We start from the raw sequence: 16,507 nt of genomic DNA on the forward strand, positions 1-16,507 counted from the left end.
CGGCGGGGTGTGCGCGCAGGGCCGGGGTCAGGGCTTGCGGGCCACCCCCGCGTACACCGGCACGATGCCCTCCGTCTGGGCCGCCACGTCCTCCGGGTCCGGCCGCCAGCCGGTGACCGGGATGATGCCGGGGCCCAGCAGTTCCAGGCCGTCGAAGAAGTGCGCGAACTCGGTGAGGGAGCGCGGGTGGAAGGGCGTGCCGCCGCGGGCGAACAGCTCCGCGGCCTTTCCCACCGCCTCCGGGTTCAGGTCGGGCGTGACCTGCGAGAGGACCAGGCAGCTGCCCGGTGCGAGCACGTCCTTGTACCGCTTGAGCAGGCCGTGCACGTCGTCGCCGTCGGCCGCGTCGCCCAGGTAGTGGGTCAGGGCCACCAGCGACAGGGCGACGGGCCGGCCGAAGTCCAGGGACTCGCCCGCCAGCCGCAGGATCAGGTCCGGGTCCCGGACGTCCGCGTGGACGTACTCGGTGGCACCCTCCGCCGAGCCGTGCAGCAGCGCCTCGGCGTGCCGGAGGACGATCGGGTCGTTGTCGGCGTAGACGACGCGCGACTCGGGGGCCACCGCCTGCGCCACCTGGTGCAGGTTCGGCTCGGTGGGGATGCCGGTGCCGATGTCCAGGAACTGGCGGATCCCGGCCTCGGCGAGGGTACGCACCGCCCGGTGCATGAACCGGCGGTTCGCGCGCGCCCCGCGTACCGCCGTGCTGTCCGCGGCGAGGATCCGGCGGGCCAGCTCCTCGTCCACCGGGTAGTTGTCCTTGCCGCCCAGCCACCAGTCGTAGACCCGGGCCGGGTGCGGCCTGCTGGTGTCGAGGGGCGGGGAGGCGGGCGCGGGCTCGGGTCCGGTCATGCGGTGTCGTCTCCTCAGGGGCCGGGTGGCGGGTCGTCGCCGGTCAGAAGTTCTCGCGGTACTCGCGCAGGACCTTCTCGGTGCGCTGGGTCGAGGCGGCGCGCGCCGTCATGTGGTCCAGGACCTCCAGGTGCGCCGAGACCTCGGTGCGGGAGTCCAGGTACAGGGCGCCCGTCAGGTACTCGGTGAAGACCATGTCGGGCAGCTCCGGCTCCGCGAAGCGGAACAGGGTGAACGGCGCGTACGTCCCGGGGTGCGGCCCGTCCTCGAACTCGGCGACCTGGAGCGTCACCCGGTCCCGGGTCGCGAACTCCAGCAGCTTGTCGAGCTGCTCGCGCATCACCCGGCCGTGGATGCTCACCGGCCGCTTCAGCACCGTCTCGTCCATCACCACCCACAGGTGGGGCGGGTCGGGGCGGTCGAGGAGCCGCTGCCGCTCCATGCGCAGGGACACGTGCCGCTCCACCGCGTCCGCGCCCGCGTTTCCGATCGTCCCGGCCTCCAGGACCGAGCGCGCGTAGTCCTCGGTCTGCAGCAGCCCGGGGACGAAGTGCGGCTCGTAGGAGCGGACGATCCGCGCGGCACCCTCCAGGCTCACGTACAGGCTGAACCAGTCCGGCAGCACGTCGTGGTACCGCTGCCACCAGCCCGGCTGGTTCGCCTCCTCGGCGAGCGCGACGAACGCCGCGACCTCGTCACCGGCGACTCCGTACGCCGTCAGCAGTATCTGGACATACGGTATTTTCAGCGACACCTCGGCCATTTCCATGCGCCGCACGGTCGCCGGGGCCACGCGGAGCACCTTGGCGGCCTCCTCGCGCTTGAGTCCCGCCCTCTCCCGCAGTTCCTGCAGCCGTCTGCCGAGGACCACCTGGCCCACGGTGGGTGCGGCCCGTCGCTCGCTCACGCCACGCCTCCCCAACGCGCCCAAGTCTCATCGCAGTCTGTCATGTTCCTCTGTCAGTCTCACAGGGGTGTTCGTGGATCTTTCTCGGACCGGACGCATTACCCGGCGGGTAATCGACCGAGCCCTTCCGGGGCGGGATCGTGGAGCCACCGGGTTCCGGTCCGGCGCACTCCGGTCCGGGATCCGGCCCGACCCCCAGCATCTCCGACCCGACGGAGGGTGACTCGTCATGTCCACGCACCAGCTTGCCGCACTCGCCCGTACGGCCGAACCGCGGCTGATGCTCCGCCGCTTCCTGGCCCTCGACGCGGCGGTGACCGGCGTCAACGCGCTCGCCTACCTCGCACTGTCCGGCCCGCTCGGCCGCTACCTCGGCGCGGACTCGGGGCTGCTCCTCGCGCTCGGGGCCTTCCTCACGGTGTACGCCGGGTGTGTTGGGCTGCTGGCCGCCCGCCCCCGGCCCCCGGCGCTCGCCGTCCGGGCCGTCGTCGAGGCCAACCTCGCCTGGGCGGCCGTCAGCTTCGCCGCCCTCGCCCTGTGGCTCACGCCCACCGCGGCCGGGGCGGTGTGGACGGTGCTCCAGGCCGTCGTCGTCGCCGCGTTCGCACTGCTCCAGTACGGGGCCCTGAGGCAGGATCAGGGCAGCAGCGTCTGAAGGTACTTGACCGTCGCCGGGTCGGCCGGGAGCAGCGTCTCGATGGCCAGCTCGGCGACCGTCACGTCCATCGGGGTGTTGAAGGTGGAGATGGACGAGATGAACGACAGGACGTGTCCCTCGTGCTCGATCTGCATCGGCAGCGCGAAGTACGGCACCGGTTCGTCCGGCTCGGCGCCCGGCGCGGTCTTTGGCACCGGATAGGCGACCACCTCGTCGTACAGCTCCCGCAGCGGCCGCGAGCGGTGCAGGGCGATCTGCCGCTCCATCTGCTCCAGCAGGTGCCCGCGCCACTCGCGCAGGTTGCGGATGCGCGGCGCCAGGCCTTCCGGGTGCAGCGTCAGCCGGATGGCGTTCAGCGGCGGCGTGAGCAGGTGCTCCGCCACGCCGTCCATCAGCATCGCGATCCCCCGGTTGGCCGCCAGCACCCGGTACGTCGCGTCGACGACCAGCGCCGGATACGGCTCGTAGCCCCGGATCAGCCGCTCCATGCCCTCGCGCAGGGTGCCGAGCGCGGGGTCGTCCAGCGGGGTCTCCGGGTAGTGCGGGGCGTAACCGGCCGCGAGCAGCAGCGCGTTGCGCTCGCGCACCGGGACGTCGAGGTGCTCGGCGAGGCGCAGCACCATCTCCTCGCTCGGCCGGGAACGGCCCGTCTCGACGAAACTGATGTGCCGGGCGGAGGAATCGGCGCGCAGTGCCAGCTCCAGCTGGCTGACCCGCCGCCGCTCCCGCCAGGCACGCAGCATCGGCCCCACGCCCCGGTCGGTGGCGGGGGAGGTGCCGGACACGAGTGCGGTCATACCCCGAACGGTAGTCGACGCCGGGGCGCGCCGGAGCGGCCGCGCTGTGGCAGGCTGAGGCGGACCCGCCCAGGAGAGGAGCGCAGCCCATGCCCGTCGAACCGCTGTCGCCGCAGGAGATCGAGGAGCGGCTGGCCACCCTGCCCGGCTGGTCCCTCGACGCCGGCCGTCTCACCCGCTCCTACCGGCTCGGCTCGCACTTCGCGGCGGCCGCGATGGTCGTCCACGTCGCCCAGGTGCAGGAGGAGCTCGACCACCACTCCGACCTGACCCTCGGCTACAACACGGTCGCCCTCGCGGTGCACACGCACAGCGCGGGCGGGGCCGTCACCGAGAAGGACGTCGAGCTCGCCCGCAGGGTGGAGGACCTGGCCGCCGGTCACGGGGCACACTGACGGTGTGCTCGACTACGACAAGGAAGCGGAACGGTACGACGACTCCCGCGGCGGCGAGCCCCGGGCCGCGGCCGCCGCGGAGGGCGTGCTGAGCCTGGTGCCGCGGCAGGCCCGCCGGCTGCTCGACGTGGCCTGCGGCACCGGCATCGTCACCCGGCGGATCGCGGCCGGCCGCGACGGCCTGCGGGTGACCGGCGTCGACCTCGCCCCCGCCATGGCCCACCGCGCCGCCGCCCGGCTGCCCGGCGCCGTCGTCCTCGCCGACAGCCGCCGACTGCCCTTCGCCGAGGGCGAGTTCGACGCCGTCACCAGCGTGTGGCTGCTGCACCTCGCCGGCGGCGCCGAGAACGTGCGGGCGATCGTCGCCGAGTGCGCCCGCGTGCTGCGACCCGGCGGGACCTATGTGACCACCGTCGACAAAGGCGCCTCGCACAACGTGGGCAGCGACATCGACGCCGTGCTCGCCGCCCGGCCGTCCGGCATCGCGCACGACGCCGCCCACCTGGTCGAGGCGTACGCCCGCGAGTACGGCCTGGTGCCCGCCGGCGGGGCCCGCTTCACCGGCCACGGCCAGGGCCGCAGCCCCCGCCGGACCGTCGCCGACCTGCGGCGCGGCTGGTTCGTCACGCTGCCGCCGGACGAGCCGCTCGCGGACGAGTTCGCCGCACGCCTGGCCGCCCTGCCGGACCAGGACCGGCCCCGACCCGACCCCGTCTTCACCCTCGCGGCGTTCACGAAGTCGTAGGCGGAGGGCGGCAACCCGGCTGCCCCGGGCGGCGACTGAGAGGCGGAATCCATTCGCCCGCCAGGAGGTTCGTCCCGTGAGGCACCCCCACACCCGCCCCCACGCCCCCCACCCGCACCGCAGACGCCCGCTCGCCGTGGCCGCGGCCCTCGCCGCCGCCGGGCTCGTCGGCGCCGGCCTGACGACGCTGGCGCCCGACACCGCCGAGGCCGCCACGGCCCGCCAGGTCGAGGCCCTGGACCGAGGTGTCGTCAGCGTCCACACCGGCGACGGGAACCTGGTCAGCTGGCGCTGGCTGGGCACCGACCCGGACAACGTCGCGTTCAACGTCTACCGGGCCGGTACGAAGGTCAACTCCAGCCCCGTCACCGGCTCCACCACCTACTTCCACTCCGGCGCCCCCTCCCACGCCGACTACACCGTCCGCGCGGTCGTGAACGGCACGGAGCAGGGCGACTCCGTCCACGCGATCCAGTTCCGCGCCGGCTACAAGGACGTACCGATCAGCCCGCCGTCCGGCGGCACCACCCCCGACGGCGTCTCCTACACCTACGAGGCCAACGACGCCTCCGTCGGCGACCTCGACGGCGACGGCGCGCTCGACATCGTCCTCAAGTGGCAGCCGACCAACGCCAAGGACAACTCCCAGTCCGGCTACACCGGCAACACGATCGTCGACGGCATCAAGCTCGACGGCACCCGCCTGTGGCGCGTCGACCTGGGCCGCAACATCCGCTCCGGCGCCCACTACACCCAGTTCCAGGTGTACGACTACGATGGCGACGGCGAGGCCGAGGTCGCCATGAAGACCGCCGACGGCACCAGGGACGGAACCGGCGCGGTCATCGGCAACTCCTCGGCCGACTACCGGAACTCCAGCGGCTACGTCCTCTCGGGTCCCGAGTACCTCACCATGTTCAACGGCCGGACCGGCAAGGCGATGGGCACCGTCGACTACGTCCCGGCCCGCGGCTCGGTCTCCTCCTGGGGCGACTCCTACGGCAACCGCGTCGACCGCTTCCTGGCCGGCACGGCGTACCTGGACGGCTCCCGCCCCTCCGTGATCATGGCGCGCGGCTACTACACGCGCACGGTGATCGCGGCCTGGGACTGGCGGAACGGGCAGTTCACCCGCCGCTGGACCTTCGACACCAACTCCTCCACCAACAGCGGCAAGGGCTACGACGGCCAGGGCAACCACCAGCTCTCCGTCGCGGACGTCGACGGCGACGGCCGGGACGAGATCGTCTACGGCGCGATGGCCGTCGACGACAACGGCTACGCCCTGTGGACCACGAAGAACGGCCACGGCGACGCCATGCACGTCGGTGACCTCGACCCGTCCCGCGCGGGCCTGGAGGAGTTCAAGGTCGACGAGGACGGCTCGAAGCCCTCGTCGTACATGGCGGACGCGCGCACGGGCCAGATCCTCTGGTCCACCGGCGCGAGCGGCGACAACGGGCGCGGTGTCTCCGGGGACATCTGGTCGGGCAGCGCGGGCGCCGAGTCCTGGTCGTCCGCCGAGAGCGGCATCCGCAACCCCAAGGGCACCGTCGTGAACGGCCGCAAGCCCTCCAGCGCCAACTTCCTGTCCTGGTGGGACGGCGACACCGTGCGCGAACTCCTCGACGGCACCCGTATAGACAAGTACGGCACCTCGGGCGACACCCGCCTGCTCACCGGCTCCGGCGTCGCCTCCAACAACGGCACCAAGGCCACCCCGGTCCTGGCCGGCGACATCCTCGGCGACTGGCGCGAGGAGGTCGTCTGGCGCACGTCGAACAACACGGCCCTGCGCATCTACTCCACCCCCTACGACACGGACACCCGCATCACGACCCTCCTCCACGACACCCAGTACCGCACGGCCCTCTCGTGGCAGAACACCGCGTACAACCAGCCCCCGCACCCGAGCTTCTTCATCGGAAGCGGGATGCCGACGGCGCCGCGGCCGTCGGTCTACACCCCCTGAACAGAGGCGGGGCGTGCACTCCGGACTTGCCGGTGTGCACGCCCCGACCCTTTGCTCAGCCGACCTCGCAGCTCCGGTCGCCCAGCGTGAACGAATCCGGATCCGTGTTGGCCCCCGACCAGTTGCCCGTGAAGCCGAAGCTCACCGAGGCGCCCGGCGCCACACCGGTGTTCCAGCCGACGTTCTTCGCCGTCACCGTCGTACCCGACTGGGTGTGCTCGGCGTTCCACATCTGGGTGACCCGCTGGTCGCTGGAGAAGGACCAGCCGAGGGACCAGCCGTTCCAGGCCGAGGTGCCGGTGTTGGTGAGCTCGATGTCCGCCTGGAAGCCGCCCGACCACTGGTTGGTGACGGTGTACGTCACCTCGCAGGCGCCGGTGGGGGTGGGGTCGGGCCCGGGACCCGGATCGGTGCCCCCGCCCGTGTCCGAGGTGTCGCCGTAGATCACGCCGCGGCCGTTGGTCGCCACGTACACCCGGCCGTACACCCGCGGGTCGCCGGTGATGGCGGCGCCGGTCCAGCCCCACTGGTGGGCGTCGTCGTTGACGCGGGTCCAGGTCGCGCCCGCGTCGGTGGAGCGGAAGATGCCGCGGACGCCGCCGATCTCCGCGCTGGCGAAGAGGGTCTGGTAGGAGGCGCCCGGGGCCGCCTTGCCGAAGCCGACGGTGTCCGCCGCGTCGACGTTCGCCAGCTTGGCGAAGCTCGCGCCGCCGTCCGCCGAGTGCCACAGCCCGTACGGGCCGTCCGCCGCCCCGCCGGCCAGCCAGACGTCGCCCTCCTTGCCCGGCAGCGCCTTGAAGCGGACGCTGTCACCGGCGGGCAGGCCGGTCGCCGCCGAGGCGGTGAAGGTCGCGCCGCCGTCCGTACTGACGTAGAACGTCCCGGACTTGAAGCCGTAGAAGGTCGTGGGGTTCACCCGGTCGGACTCGACGATCGCGCCCGCCGGGAGGCCGGACGACGCCTGCCAGGACGTACCGAAGCCCGTCGTGTACTGCACGCCGGTGCCCTCCGGGCTCCACAGGAAGCGGCTGCCGTCCGCGCCCGCCGCGACCGTTCCGCCGCCGCTCACCCCGGACGGGTCGGTGCCGCCGAACCAGTTGGCGCCGTTGTCCGTCGAGAACGCGATGTGCGGACCGGAGTCGAGATTGCCCGCCCGGACCACGACGTCCGGCTTGGTCTCCGCGAAGTCCAGGCTCGTCGTCGAGGTGAAGTTCGGCGAGGTGTACATCATCGACGGGACCTCGGTGAGGCTGGTGTGCCGGAAGCCGCCGATGTCACCCAGGGCGCTGAGCAGCGGGGCACCGGACGGGGGAGAGGCCAGGTCGTTGACCGCGGTCTCCTCCAGGCCGCGCACCATCGGCTCGACGGCGAACGTGCCGCCCTCGACGTCCCAGTTCGTCAGGTCTTCCGTGCCGTAGATGGTGGCGCCGGTGCCGTACATCATCCGGTCCGAGTCGAACGGGTCGATCTCCAGCGCCTCCGTCATCCAGCCCAGCTTCGGCGTCTGCTCGGGCGGTGTCGGGTTGGCGCCCCAGGTGAGCCACGGGGCCGAGGACACGTCCATCGTGTAGCGGTTCTCGCGGTTCGGGTAGGAGGTGTAGTTCCACGCCTGGGACCACGTCGCGCCGCTGTCCGTCGAGCGGAAGATCTGCGTGTCCGGCCACCACGAGCTGTACGCGGTCGCCATCACCGTCCCCGGGTGCTGCCGGTCGACGGTCAGGCCGCTGAAGCCGTAGTACGTGTCCGCCTCCGCGGCCGGGCTGATGTCCGTCCACGTGCCGGTCGCCGTCGCGTACCGGTACAGCCGGCCCTTGCCGCCGTCGTACGGGCCGCCCGTGTCGCTGTAGGCGAGGTACAGGTAGCCGTTCTCCGCGTCCAGCACGCCCTTGTGCGCCAGGTAGCCCGTGGGCTGCCCGGCCAGCCGCTCCCAGCTGGCGCCCGCGTCCGTCGAGCGGTAGACCGCGTTCTCCTTGTCCGCGACCCCGACGTAGATCGTCCGTGTCGCCGTGCCCGCGCCGCCGCCCGTCGACTCGTCGAAGGTGACCCAGGTGATGCCCTGGTTGTCGGAGGCGTAGCCGGACGTGTCGCTCGGGTCCTGGGCGTAGTTGCCGGGGTTCGGGAAGGCCGTCACCTCGGACCAGGTGACGCCCGCGTCGGTGGACCGCCACAGTCCGTGGCCGCTGGGCGCGCCCAGATACAGCACGTCGTTGTCGTGCGGGTCGACGGCCAGGCGCTCGCCCATGCCGCGGCCCGGCATGTTGCCGCCCAGCTTGAACGGCAGGTCCGTCTTCTGCCAGGTCGCGCCGCGGTCGGCGGAGCGCAGCACGGCGCCGTTCGTCGGGTCCCAGTCGTTGGTGTACGTGCCGACCGCCGCGTAGACCCGGTCGGGATCGACGGCGTCGGAGGCGACACTGACCACGCCCGTGTGACCCCAGTCGTCCCAGCCGACGTGGTCCAGGAGCGGTGTCCAGGTGTGCGACGACTCCTGCCAGCGGTAGGCGCCGCCGATGTCGGTGCGAGCGTAGGCCAGGTCCTTCTCGGCCCGGTTGAAGACGATGCCGGGGACGAAGCCGCCGCCGTCGATGCGGGCGTTCTTCCAGGTGTAGCTGTCGGCGGAGGCCGCCGCGGGCGGGTTCTCCGCGGCCAGCGCGGTGGGCGGGCTGCCCGCCAGCAGCCCGGCCGCGAGGGCCAGCAGCACGGTCAGGATCCGGGTTCTTCGCACGGTGGGGAACCGTCCTTCCGTCAGGAACAGAACACATGCGAGGACCGGGCGGCCCCAGGCGTGGGCAGGGGCCGCCCGGTCGGTTGGTCCCGTCGTCCGGTGACGAGACCGATTACGCGGAGCCGTCAAGCGCCCCGCAGGGGCGCGGGGCTGTGTCGACTTGCGGCTACCGCCGCGTGAGCGCGACCAGCCACCCACGCCCCGCAGCCGAACAACCCGCGCACCCCGCGGAGCGCTTCGCGGGGGCTATTCCAGTAGCTCCGCGTACGAACCCATGGCGAGGGCTATGTCCGCCTGGGCCCAGAACCGGTGGTACGTGAACGTGGGCGCGGCACCGCCCTGGAGATAGCTCTCGATCTTCGACCACGCCGGGTCGTCCTGGTAGAAGGACCGGATCGAGGCGAAGGTCGACGACGCGTCGACCGTGTCGCCGTTCGGCATGGTGCCGCTCCAGCCGCTCGGGACGTAGATCCCGTCGTCGAACCGGTTGTAGTCGGCGCGGGTCTCCGGGACGGCGATGCCGAGCGCGTCCTGGTTGTTCTCCCACATGCCGTCGAGCAGCGCCTTGGCGGTCGAGGCCGCCTCCGTGTCGCCCGAGCGGTCGGCGTAGTACGTCAGGGTCTTGGCGTACGCCGCCGCCACACCGACGTCGTTGGTGTAGTCCGCGACCTCGACGTGCAGGTCGCCGTTGTCGCCCGGGGACGAGGCGTTCCAGGTGTCGGGCTGGCCCGACCACTGGAGCGTCGAGGGGATCCGGAAGGTGCCGTCCGGGTTGACGGTCGTCTCCGAGAGCGCCCAGTCGACCCACTTGTCCAGGACCGCCTTGGCACCGGCGTCACCGCTCTGCTGGTAGTACTCGGCGACCCGCTCCATGGACCACGCCTGGAAGCCGAACCACTGGTTGGACGGCGGGTCGTGGTACACCGGCTTCTCGTCGTAGTACATGCCGTAGAAGGTCGGCGTACCGGCCGGCGGCGTCGCGTAGCGGCCCGCCCAGCTGTTGGTCGCACCGCCCGCGATGGCACCCTCGTCGGACTGCAGCCAGCGGTAGAACTCCACCTGCCGGTCCAGGGACTTGGCCCAGTCGGACTGGCCGGTCGCCGACTTGGGCTTCAGGTCGGCGTCGGTGCTCAGCGCGTACGCGGCCAGCGGGTTCTGGTAGCCGCCGTGGGTGTGGCTGGAGCCGATGCGCCAGGCCCAGCCCGCCGAGGTGTCCACCGCGCCGCCCCAGGCGTAGTACCAGGACAGCAGGTAGTGCGAGGAGTCCTTGCCGGTGCCGGCCGGGCAGGCCGACGGTCCGACGCAGTTGCCGACCTTCTTGAAGTACTTGTCGAACATGGCGTAGCGCAGGTAGTCGCCCATCTTCGCGGCCTTGTCCAGGGTCGCGGAGATCTCGTCGCTCTTGCCCTGCTCCCCGGCCCAGATGTCCGCCCAGTACGCGGCCTGCACGGCGCGCGCGTCGGCGTCCGGGGCGTTGGTGAACTTCCACTGCTTGGCGTAGGAGGCGTCACCGGTGAAGAGGTCCAGGTAGCCGTTCTTTCCGCCGTACTTGAAGGCGTCGCAGGTCGGCTGCGGCACCGTCTCCCACACCGACTCCTGCGCGCCGCGCTGGAAGGTGTTGATGTAGGAGGGCCCGGTGTCCGAGGGCCCCGCCTCGCAGTTGCCGGGCGAGTTGCCGTAGCCGTAGGTGTTGTCGACGTCCTGGAGCCAGTGCATGCCGTACACGTCGTCCGTGCCGTACGCCGACTTCAGCTCACCGGCGATCGGGTCCGCGCCCACCGACACGGTGCCGTCCAGCGGCGCCGGGTACTCGTTCGGCGTGTCCAGCTCGGGCGCGTAGGTCGCCGGCTTGGAGGCGTTGTAGGAGGAGTTGGTCGGCTGGTCGGCGTGGGTGGGGATCATGTACGTCTCCATGATCTCCCAGGCGTTGTTGAACTTCGACCAGTCGCCGGTCACCTTGCCGTACATGGCCTGGAGCCACAGCAGGTAGCTGTACGCCTCCGACGTGGTCTCGTGGCCGTGGTCCGGCGCCTCGACGATGAGGGTCTCCACCGAGTGGTACGGGATGCCCTCCGGTGAGAAGTAGCCGTTCGCCGGGTCGGTGATCTTGCCGTACAGCTCCAGGAAGCGGGCGTCGTAGTCCTTCGCCGCCGCCAGTTCGGTCACGGTGACCGCGGCCTTGCCGTGGCCCGGGGCCGTCGACTCGAAGACCGCCGAGCCGCTGCCGGAGGCGTCCGCCGAGACGGTCACCCGCTGGGCGGTGTCCCAGTTCGACGGGGTGAAGGTGAGGCTCGCACCGCCGCTGAGCGTCAGGCCCGTGTTGCCGCTCGCGCGGGTGGTCGTGACGGTCACGTCCGCCGTCGGCTGCTCCGAGAGCTTGACCTCGTACGTCCCCGACTCGCCCTGCTGGACGCCCAGTTGACCCGGTGACGCGACCACGGTCGGACCCGCGGCCACCGTGACGCCGACCGGGGTCGAGTCCGCGGAGGCACCCATGCTGTCGTAGGCCTTCGCCACCAGGGAATGACTGCCCACGGTCAAGCCAGAGGCCGAGTACGTGTAGGGCGAGCTGGTGTCGGTGCCCAGCAGGGTGGCGTCGTCGTAGAACTCCACCTTGCTGATCGTGGCGCCGTCGGCGGCGGCGGCCGTGGCCGCCAGCGGCACCGACTCGCCCCGCGAGTACACGGCGCCCGCCTCCGGGCTGGTCAGCACGGTGATCGGCGGCTGGTGCGCGCCGGTGCAGGATGTGCCGTTGACCGCGAAGTCGGTCGGCGCGGCGTTGCTGCCGCTGTACGTGAACTGTCCGCCGGTGGAGACGGCGGCCCCGGCGGCGATCCGCGCGTTGTACGAAGCGCCCTTGACGGTGACGTTCTGACCGGACTGGGACCAGGTGCCGTTCCAGCCGTTCGAGAGCTTCTGGTTGCCCGCGTAGGAGTAGGTCAGCGTCCAGCCGTCGATGGCGTCCGCGCCGTGGTTGGTCAGCGTCAGCTCCGCGGTGAAGCCGGCACCCCAGTCGTTCGTCTTGTAGTCCACGCTGCACTGAAGTGCGGCCGCCTGGGCCGGAGTTGAACCTGTGCCCAGCATCGTGAGAGGGAGTGCGAGCGCCGCCAGCACGGCGGTCCACCAGCGCCGCGCGGTGCGGCGTCCGGGTCTGTGTCCTGAGTGCATGGTGCTGGTTCCTCCTTGCGGCTCGGGGAGGGGGTGGGGGAGGAGCAACAAGCCTTGAACCAGTGGGAGCGCTCCCATAGTGGAGAGGGTGCCTGGTGCGGTCAAGATGTGTGAACAGTCGAAAAGATTCGACAGGTTCGACGGGGAGAAAGTCGGTAACTCCTCTGTTCTTTGCCGTCACTTGGCGCTACCTTCGCTGCACCAGTGGGAGCGGTTCCACCAGTCGACGCGTCCGTCACGGCGCGCCCGAACTGCAAGGAGTCGCTCATGCGCCACCCCCCGCTCCACCCCCCGCGTTCAGGACTTTTAGCCGTTGCCGCAGCCGTGGCCGCTACGTGTCCGACGCCTCGCCGGCCCGTGTGCCGGATCGCTCACCCCCCGGGCAGTTCCACCGTGCCCGCGGGCCGTTCCTGACCTCCGATCACGACGGCACCCCCATGCCGATCGGCAGCGGGCCGCACCGGCACGGGCGCGGCCCGGGACGACAGCAGCACCCCCACGAAAGAAGGAACCCGCACTCATGACCCGTACCAGAACCGCGATGCTCGCCGCCCTCACCCTGGTCGCCGGCGCCTCGGGCACGGCACTGGCCGCCCACTCCGCGAGCGCCGGGGCCGCGGCCGCCGCCTGCACCGTCGACTACCAGGTGCAGAACGACTGGGGAAGCGGATTCACCGCTGCCGTGACCGTCACCAACAACGGTGCCGCCACGTCCAACTGGTCGCTGGGATGGACCTACGCAGGCAGCCAGAAGGTCACCAACAGCTGGAACGCGAAGGTCACTCAGAGCGGTGCCGCCGTCACCGCGGCCAACGAGTCCTACAACGGCACCCTGTCCACGGGCGGTTCGGCGAGCTTCGGCTTCCAGGGCACCTACAGCGGCAGCAACGCGATCCCGGCCACCTTCACCCTCAACGGCGTGACCTGCAACGTCGACGGTGGAACCGACCCGACCGACCCGCCGACCGATCCGACGGACCCGCCGACCGACCCCACCGGTCCGGGCGACCGGGTGGACAACCCCTATGACGGCGCCCAGGTGTACGTGAACCCCGAGTGGTCCGCCCACGCCGCCGCCGAACCCGGCGGTGACCGCATCGCCGACGAGCCGACCGGTGTGTGGCTCGACCGGATCGCCGCCATCGAGGGCGCCAACGGCGGCATGGGCCTGCGCGACCACCTGGACGCGGCGCTGGAGCAGAAGGGCTCCGGCGAGATGGTGGTCCAGCTGGTCATCTACAACCTGCCGGGACGCGACTGCTCCGCCCTCGCCTCCAACGGCGAGCTGGGCCCGACCGAGATCGACCGGTACAAGACCGAGTACATCGACCCGATCGCCGAGATCCTCTCCGACTCGAAGTACGCGGACCTCCGGATCGTCACCACGGTCGAGATCGACTCGCTGCCCAACCTGATCACCAACGTCTCCGGGCGGCCGACCGTCACGGAGAACTGCGACGTGATGAAGGCCAACGGCAACTACCAGAAGGGCGTCGGCTACGCCCTGAACAAGCTCGCCGACGCCGGCAACGTCTACAACTACGTCGACGCCGGTCACCACGGCTGGCTCGGCTGGGACAGCAACTTCGGCCCCTCCGCCGAGATCTTCAAGACCGCCGCCACCACCGAGGGCGCGACCCTCGACGACGTGCACGGCTTCATCGTCAACACGGCCAACTACAGCGCCCTGAAGGAGGAGAACTTCAAGATCACGGACTCGGTGAACGGGACCTCCGTGCGCCAGTCCGACTGGGTCGACTGGAACCAGTACACCGACGAGCTGTCCTACGCCCAGGCCATGCGCGACAAGCTGGTCTCGATCGGCTTCGACTCGAACCTCGGCATGCTGATCGACACCTCCCGCAACGGCTGGGGCGGTGCCGACCGGCCCACCGGACCGGGCGCGACGACCGACGTGAACACCTACGTGGACGGCGGGCGCTACGACCGCCGCATCCACCTCGGCAACTGGTGCAACCAGTCCGGAGCGGGCCTCGGCGAGCGTCCGCAGGCCAGCCCCGCCGCCGGGATCGACGCGTACGTGTGGATGAAGCCCCCGGGCGAGTCCGACGGCTCCAGCAAGCTGATCGACAACCCGGACGGCAAGGGCTTCGACCGGATGTGCGACCCCACCTACACGGGCAACGAGCGCAACGGCAACAACATGTCGGGCGCCCTGCCCGACGCCCCGATCTCCGGGGCCTGGTTCTCCGCGCAGTTCCAGGAGCTCATGAAGAACGCCTACCCGCCCCTGTCGTGAGCGGATTCCCGCGCAGGCCGCGCGGGTGAACCGCCGGGGTCCGGTCCTTGCGGGCCGGGCCCCGGTGGCCTCCTCTTTTTTGCGGGAGCGGCAACACCGGTTGCACCCGGCCGGTGAGTCGTCGCACCCTGGCGGCACCGCGAACGGGAGGCTGACCGGCATGGCGCACGACCACCATCACGACGACGACCATCACCACGACCCGCACGGCTCCGCCGACGCGCAGGGCCACGGACAGGGCCACGGGCCCGGGCACACGCACACGCACACGCACGATCACGCCGACATCGACTGGTCCGAGATGGCCCCGCACCTCGAGGCGCAGGCCGAGCTGTACACGCCGCTGTACCGGCAGGCCCTGTCCTGGCTGGCCGGGGAGGTCACGGAGCCCGGTCTGATCGTCGACGTCGGCAGCGGCCCCGGCGTCGTCTCGTCCCTGTTCGCCGACACCTTCCCCGGCGCCCGCGTGGTCGCCGCGGACGGCGCCGGACCGCTCCTGGACCGGGCCCGCGACCGCGCCGAGCGGCTCGGGTTCGGCGACCGCTTCGGCACCCTCGCCGGGGACCTGCCCGGCGCACTGGCCGAGCTGGACTACCCCGCCGACCTGATGTGGGCCAGCCAGAGCCTGCACCACCTCCCCGACCAGCGTGCCGCCCTCGCCGCTCTCGGCGGGCACCTCGCGCCCGGCGGCACCCTGGCGATCCTGGAGGGCGGACTGCCGGCCCGGTTCCTGCCCCGTGACATCGGGACCGGGCGCCCCGGGCTGCAGGCCAGGATCCGCGCCGTGGAGGAGGACGCGTTCGCCGAGATGCGCGCGGACCTGCCGGACGCCGTGGCCGAGGCCGAGGACTGGCCCGCGATGCTGACGGCCGCCGGACTGAAGCACACCGGCACCCGCAGCTTCCTGCTCGATCTGCCCGCGCCCCTCTCCGACGCGGCCCGTGACTACGTCACCACGTCACTGTCCCGGCTGCGCGAGCGGATCGGCGAGCGGCTCGACGCCGAGGACCGCGCCACCCTGGACCGGCTGCTCGACCCCGCCGACGAGGCGGGCGTGCACCGCCGCCAGGACCTGTTCGTACTGGTGGCGCACACCGTCTACACGGCGGTACGGCCGGTCTGAGGCCGGACATCGACTGGCCCGGCCGCACGCGCGGCCGGGCCAGTCGTGTGTGGCACCGCTCAGGAGTTGACGTCCGCCGGGTCCGAGCCCAGCCGCCGGTCCTCGTTGAGCGCGCTGATCGCCGCGAGGTCCTCGGTGTCCAGGGTGAAGCCGAACACGTCGATGTTCTCCTTGATCCGCGACGGCGTCACGGACTTCGGGATCACCACGTTGCCCAGCTGGAGGTGCCAGCGCAGCACGACCTGGGCCGGGGTGCGCCCGTGCTTCTGGGCGATCGCCACGATCGCCGGGATGTCCAGGATGCCCTTGCCGGAGCCGAGCGGGGACCAGGCCTCGGTGGCGATGCCCTGCTCCGCGTGCACCTCGCGCGCGGCGTGCTGCTGGAGGTGGGGGTGCAGCTCGATCTGGTTGACGGCCGGGAGCACCGACGTCTCGGCGGTCAGCCGCTCCAGGTGCTCCGGCAGGAAGTTGGACACGCCGATGGCGCGGACCCGGCCGTCGGCCAGGAGCTTCTCGAACGCCTTGTAGGTGTCGACGTACTTCTCCCTGACCGGCATGGGCCAGTGGATCAGGTAGAGGTCGAGGTACTCCAGGCCGAGCTTCGCCATCGAGGTGTCGAAGGCGCGGAGGGTGGAGTCGTACCCCTGGTCGCTGTTCCAGAGCTTGGTGGTGACGAAGAGGTCCTCGCGGGCCAGACCGGAGGCGGCGATCGCCCTGCCGGTGCCCTCTTCATTGCCGTAGATCGCCGCTGTGTCGATGCTGCGGTACCCGGCCTCCAGGGCCAGGGCGACGGCGTCCTGCGCCTCGTCGTCCGGCACCTGCCAGACGCCGAAGCCCAGCTGGGGCATCTCGACGCCGTTGTTCAGGATGATCGGGGGGACCTTGCTGCTCACGAGCTCTTGATCCTTCGG

At 71.4% G+C, this 16,507-nt stretch carries 12 protein-coding genes; 6 read left to right on the top strand and 6 right to left on the bottom strand.

Annotated elements, in window-relative coordinates; translation table 11 throughout:
* Positions 1–27: 27 nt before the first annotated feature.
* Together ACZ7MF_RS08825 and ACZ7MF_RS08830 are read right to left on the bottom strand one after the other, a co-directional pair.
* On the bottom strand, positions 28–849 hold the full coding sequence (locus ACZ7MF_RS08825; protein WP_471475382.1) for an SAM-dependent methyltransferase: 822 nt from the start codon (positions 847–849) through the stop codon (positions 28–30).
* Between the two features lie 43 nt (positions 850–892).
* On the bottom strand, positions 893–1,756 hold the full coding sequence (locus ACZ7MF_RS08830; protein ID WP_471475383.1) for a helix-turn-helix domain-containing protein: 864 nt from the start codon (positions 1,754–1,756) through the stop codon (positions 893–895).
* Positions 1,757–1,985: 229 nt separating this feature from the next.
* On the opposite strand from ACZ7MF_RS08830, the gene ACZ7MF_RS08835 reads away from it, so the two are divergent.
* Positions 1,986–2,411 carry a hypothetical protein gene (locus ACZ7MF_RS08835; RefSeq protein ID WP_471475385.1) on the top strand — a complete coding sequence of 142 codons (426 nt, stop codon included), beginning with the start codon at positions 1,986–1,988 and terminating at the stop codon, positions 2,409–2,411.
* Here the strand turns inward: ACZ7MF_RS08835 and ACZ7MF_RS08840 are convergent.
* Positions 2,393–3,211 carry a helix-turn-helix domain-containing protein gene (locus ACZ7MF_RS08840; RefSeq protein ID WP_471475386.1) on the bottom strand — a complete coding sequence of 273 codons (819 nt, stop codon included), beginning with the start codon at positions 3,209–3,211 and terminating at the stop codon, positions 2,393–2,395. The genes ACZ7MF_RS08835 and ACZ7MF_RS08840 overlap by 19 nt on opposite strands.
* Positions 3,212–3,300: 89 nt before the next feature.
* Here ACZ7MF_RS08840 and ACZ7MF_RS08845 point away from each other — a divergent pair, with 89 nt between their 5' ends.
* From ACZ7MF_RS08845 to ACZ7MF_RS08855, 3 genes are all read left to right on the top strand, one after another.
* A complete protein-coding gene (locus ACZ7MF_RS08845; protein ID WP_471475387.1) occupies positions 3,301–3,606 on the top strand; it encodes a 4a-hydroxytetrahydrobiopterin dehydratase in 306 nt (101 codons plus the stop codon).
* Between the two features lie 4 nt (positions 3,607–3,610).
* Positions 3,611–4,351, top strand: a complete 741-nt coding sequence (locus ACZ7MF_RS08850; protein ID WP_471475389.1) for a class I SAM-dependent methyltransferase — start codon at positions 3,611–3,613, stop codon at positions 4,349–4,351.
* Positions 4,352–4,427: 76 nt separating this feature from the next.
* Positions 4,428–6,323, top strand: a complete 1,896-nt coding sequence (locus ACZ7MF_RS08855; RefSeq protein ID WP_471475390.1) for a rhamnogalacturonan lyase — start codon at positions 4,428–4,430, stop codon at positions 6,321–6,323.
* 55 nt (positions 6,324–6,378) lie between these two features.
* Here ACZ7MF_RS08855 and ACZ7MF_RS08860 read toward each other — a convergent pair whose 3' ends face one another.
* Entirely contained in the window at positions 6,379–9,045 is a 2,667-nt protein-coding gene (locus tag ACZ7MF_RS08860) for a cellulose binding domain-containing protein (protein ID WP_471475391.1), read from the bottom strand.
* A gap of 246 nt (positions 9,046–9,291) precedes the next feature.
* The gene (locus ACZ7MF_RS08865) at positions 9,292–12,213 is read right to left on the bottom strand and encodes a glycoside hydrolase family 48 protein (RefSeq protein ID WP_471475393.1); all 2,922 of its coding nucleotides are present in this window, start codon (positions 12,211–12,213) and stop codon (positions 9,292–9,294) included.
* A 520-nt stretch (positions 12,214–12,733) separates the two neighbouring features.
* On the opposite strand from ACZ7MF_RS08865, the gene ACZ7MF_RS08870 reads away from it, so the two are divergent.
* Positions 12,734–14,473 carry a cellulose 1,4-beta-cellobiosidase gene (locus ACZ7MF_RS08870; protein WP_471475394.1) on the top strand — a complete coding sequence of 580 codons (1,740 nt, stop codon included), beginning with the start codon at positions 12,734–12,736 and terminating at the stop codon, positions 14,471–14,473.
* Between the two features lie 160 nt (positions 14,474–14,633).
* Positions 14,634–15,596 carry a class I SAM-dependent methyltransferase gene (locus ACZ7MF_RS08875; RefSeq protein WP_471475395.1) on the top strand — a complete coding sequence of 321 codons (963 nt, stop codon included), beginning with the start codon at positions 14,634–14,636 and terminating at the stop codon, positions 15,594–15,596.
* 59 nt (positions 15,597–15,655) lie between these two features.
* Here the strand turns inward: ACZ7MF_RS08875 and ACZ7MF_RS08880 are convergent, their stop codons facing one another.
* Positions 15,656–16,489 carry an aldo/keto reductase gene (locus ACZ7MF_RS08880; RefSeq protein ID WP_471475397.1) on the bottom strand — a complete coding sequence of 278 codons (834 nt, stop codon included), beginning with the start codon at positions 16,487–16,489 and terminating at the stop codon, positions 15,656–15,658.
* Between the last annotated feature and the right edge of the window lie 18 nt (positions 16,490–16,507).

This window comes from Streptomyces sp. NPDC111628 (genome assembly GCF_055635195.1).